The 3,451-nt window shown below is 46.6% G+C and carries 2 protein-coding genes and 2 pseudogenes; 3 read left to right on the top strand and 1 reads right to left on the bottom strand.

Going from position 1 to position 3,451, the window contains the following annotated elements:
* A pseudogene (locus RMO52_RS04140) lies at positions 1 to 889 on the bottom strand (DNA mismatch repair protein MutS); the annotation flags it as partial.
* Between the two features lie 360 nt (positions 890 to 1,249).
* Between RMO52_RS04140 and RMO52_RS04135 the strand changes: the two are divergent.
* The 3 genes and pseudogenes from RMO52_RS04135 to RMO52_RS04125 form a co-directional block, all read left to right on the top strand.
* On the top strand, positions 1,250 to 1,651 hold the full coding sequence (locus RMO52_RS04135) for a KTSC domain-containing protein (protein ID WP_309740536.1): 402 nt from the start codon (positions 1,250 to 1,252) through the stop codon (positions 1,649 to 1,651).
* A gap of 569 nt (positions 1,652 to 2,220) precedes the next feature.
* Positions 2,221 to 2,781, top strand: a complete 561-nt coding sequence (gene efp, locus RMO52_RS04130; protein WP_309740534.1) for an elongation factor P — start codon at positions 2,221 to 2,223, stop codon at positions 2,779 to 2,781.
* A 359-nt stretch (positions 2,782 to 3,140) separates the two neighbouring features.
* Positions 3,141 to 3,451, top strand: a pseudogene (locus RMO52_RS04125) (acetyl-CoA carboxylase, biotin carboxyl carrier protein); the annotation flags it as partial.

Raw genomic sequence — 3,451 nt, 5'->3', positions numbered from 1 at the left:
CTTGAAAGTAGCCATCCCGCACGGTTTGAGTAATTTCGAGGTTGCGACAAGACTGACGATCGAATACTAGATAATCGCCGAGTGAATAGGTACGTAAGGGTTGCAGTGTAACGGGATTACCTTTTTGGGTCGCTTCGAGATATTCCAATAAGCCGCCAGCAGCTCGTACAGCCAGCGGAAACGGCGCGCACCCCAAAGATTCTAGCGATCGCATTTTGAAGGTATCCAACAGCCGCTGTTTGGCTTCTGGGAGGGTAAATGGTGCTAGGGGGCGCATGGCATAGCAGAAGCAGTTGGGCAGACTGGTGGGGAGTAAGTCGGAGGTTTCGCCAGGGCGGAGCAGGCGATTGAGATCGGGAGCCGCGATCGGAATTAGAATTTCGGGCGGTTGGAGCCGCATCAGCTCTTGGGTGAGGACTTCTAAATCGGTGCTTTGGGTGGTAAGAAATTCGCCTGTGGAGATATCTGTATATGCTAGTCCCCAATTATCGCCGACAAGGACGATCGCCGCGAGGAAATTATTCCGGCGCGATTGGAGCATTTCTTCTTCCTGAATCGTGCCTGGAGTGAGGACGCGGACGACTTCGCGCCGGACTAAACCACCCCCCGATTCGGCAGCTTCGGCGGCGGTTTCCATTTGGTCGCAGATGGCGATCGCGTAGCCTTTTTCCACTAAGATGGCACAATAGCGATCGACCGCATGATGGGGTACTCCAGTCATTGGTACCCGCCCGATTTCTTTGCCCCCTTCCTTACTCGTCAACACCAATTCCAGTTCCCGCGCAATCGTAATCGCATCCTGAAAAAAAGTCTCGAAAAAATCACCACACCGATACAACAGCAATGCGTGGGGATACTGAGTTTTCACCTCGACGTAGTGTTGGTACATCGGCGATAGTTTGGTACGATCGAGTTGACGATAATCAGCATTACGAATTTGACTCTGGCTCGTGCGAATACCAGTTAAGTCAGGAGTATTATCGGTCATGGAGGTGGGATGTGTGGTGAGGTGTGAGTAATTAGCGTAGATCTGAGGGTACCCTCGGGTTGTGGCAGCAAAATAATTCTATTTTACTACTCACTGCCTGTTGCCCAATGCTCCAGACATCTGCATCTGACCTCCTACGTTCAGCCTTAATACTTAAAAATACAGCCCGAATTGCTACTCGAATCGATTCATGGTATAATAGTACTATATAATGATTGAAAATAACTAACGATCTCACTGCTAGTAGGAGCAAAAAATCCGATGAAGCTAAGTAAAATCGATTTAAGCAGCTTAAAAGCGATCGCGCACGATGAGGATGGACTCAAGCTGATTATCGAACGCGAACAGGAGATCGAATATATCGAAATCCCTGCTCCACTGGCGGCTTATGAAGGATTGCAAATGCTCGATCGAATTATCGCAGCGGCAGTAGCAATCGAGCCGAGCGAACCCATTGAAATGTTGCCCGCCTGTTCTACGATGGCGGCACAGGTAGGTTACGATTACGATCGCGAGATCTTGCAGATTGAGTTTAATAGTGGCGCAGTTTATCAATATTCAGCAGTAGAACCAGAAGTTTGGGAAGATCTGCAAGAAACTGATTCGATTGGCAGCTTTTACAACCGCGAAATCAAAGGTTATTATCCATCGGTCAAAGTTTAGAATCGTTAAATATCTATTACATTAATCAGCTCACACGACCGGGTACTTTATACTTTAGAAGTATCAAAGATTGAGAGATCGATCTATTTTAACGCAGGGGCTAGAGTTATGCGAATTGCCACCATGCTAGAACGTTTCATCGGATATTTTTCCGATGCAGCGAACCGAATATTTGGACCCAATCGCGATCGATATCCGCCAACTGGAGGGCAACCTTTTGAAGGAGATATACCCAAAAAACATCATTAATTTAATTGAGAATTGAGAATTGGGTTGAAAGGGCTGGGGATTTAAAACCCACCCTAATAACAATCCACCGTCAATGGTGGGGGATTTAAACCCCTGCGTCTCGTTAATCGAATCCTAATTTAGGTAAATTTAACCGTCTATTTCCAGTGTCTTAAATATTTACGAGAGTAAATATAGCTGGAAGTGGGCGGTTAGTTATAGGACGATCGATTGAGGCAGTGATGTCTGCCTGTAAGATATAGTGAGCTGAAAATAGCCTCAGAGTCGCGAAGACTGATAAAATAAGATGCCAACAGTTCCGTGCAACAATAGAAATATTCATGATTTCCAGTAACGATTTTAGACCTGGTGTATCCATTGAGTGGAAGAGCGGTGTATGGAAGATCGTCGAGTCTCTCCATGTGAAACCGGGCAAAGGTTCGGCATTTGTCAGAACCAAGCTCAAAAATGTCCAGACAGGTAGCGTCGTGGAAGAGACATTCCGCGCGGGGGAAACTATGCCTCAAGCTACCCTCGAAAAAATCAAAATGCAGCACACCTACAAGGATGGCGATCAATTCGTGTTCATGGACATGGAATCTTTTGAAGAATCCAACCTCACCCCTACCCAAATCGGGCCTAATGTCAAGTATCTCAAAGAAGGGATGGAAGTGAGCATCGTCCGTTGGGGCGAGCAAATCATGGAAGTAGAACTTCCCAACACTGTAGTATTGGTAGTAACCGATACCGATCCAGGCATGAAGGGCGACACAGCCACAGGCGGGAGCAAGCCTGCGATCGTCGAAACTGGCGCACAAGTCACGGTACCCTTATTTATCAGTATCGGTGAAAAAATCAAAATCGACACGCGTACAGACCAATATGTCGGACGTGAGAGCTAGATTGGTACCGATGTCCACTGGATGGAATCAGAACGCTACATCCGTGCAGCTCGGCAGATTGGCACTGCTAAATCGCTCTAAATTAGTTCTAAATACACTCTCGGCTTGAAATTAGATCGGATCGAGCCGAGCAGTTATTTAGATGCCAGTGAATTTTAGCGCGAGCTAGCACGCGTCAGTCAGTTAATCGATCGGCTCAAATGTATTCAGCCTAATCAGACGATCGATCGCCATGTTGAGATTTTGAAGATCGGGTTGATGCGGATTTTAATAATGAATTTTTAGAAAATATTTAAACGATCGACATCTAAATATATCGACTTTATTACTAATAATTAGTGGCTATTGCCACACTAAATATGACAATCGATTTTAAAGAACTCAGCGAACTATTAGCCGCGATCGCCGCTAATAATATTACGGAATTAACCCTCAAGAATGCTGACTTTGAACTGACAGTCAGTAAGGGACATCCGCAGTTTGTCAACGGCTCGATTTCGACCACGATCGCCGATATTAACACTCAGGTCATCGCCTTACCCGCACCCGAACACCAATTACAGTCAGCCGAGGCGAGCGCGCCAACGATCGATACTAAGTGGGTCGCAATTAAGTCACCAATGGTGGGCACCTTTTATCGATCGCCAGCCCCTGACGAGCCAGCATTTGC

Origin of the sequence: Chamaesiphon sp. OTE_8_metabat_110, from assembly GCF_031382685.1 — a bacterium.
In the GTDB taxonomy this organism is placed as follows: domain Bacteria; phylum Cyanobacteriota; class Cyanobacteriia; order Cyanobacteriales; family Chamaesiphonaceae; genus Chamaesiphon.
This window is presented reverse-complemented; position numbering and strand designations above follow the sequence as displayed.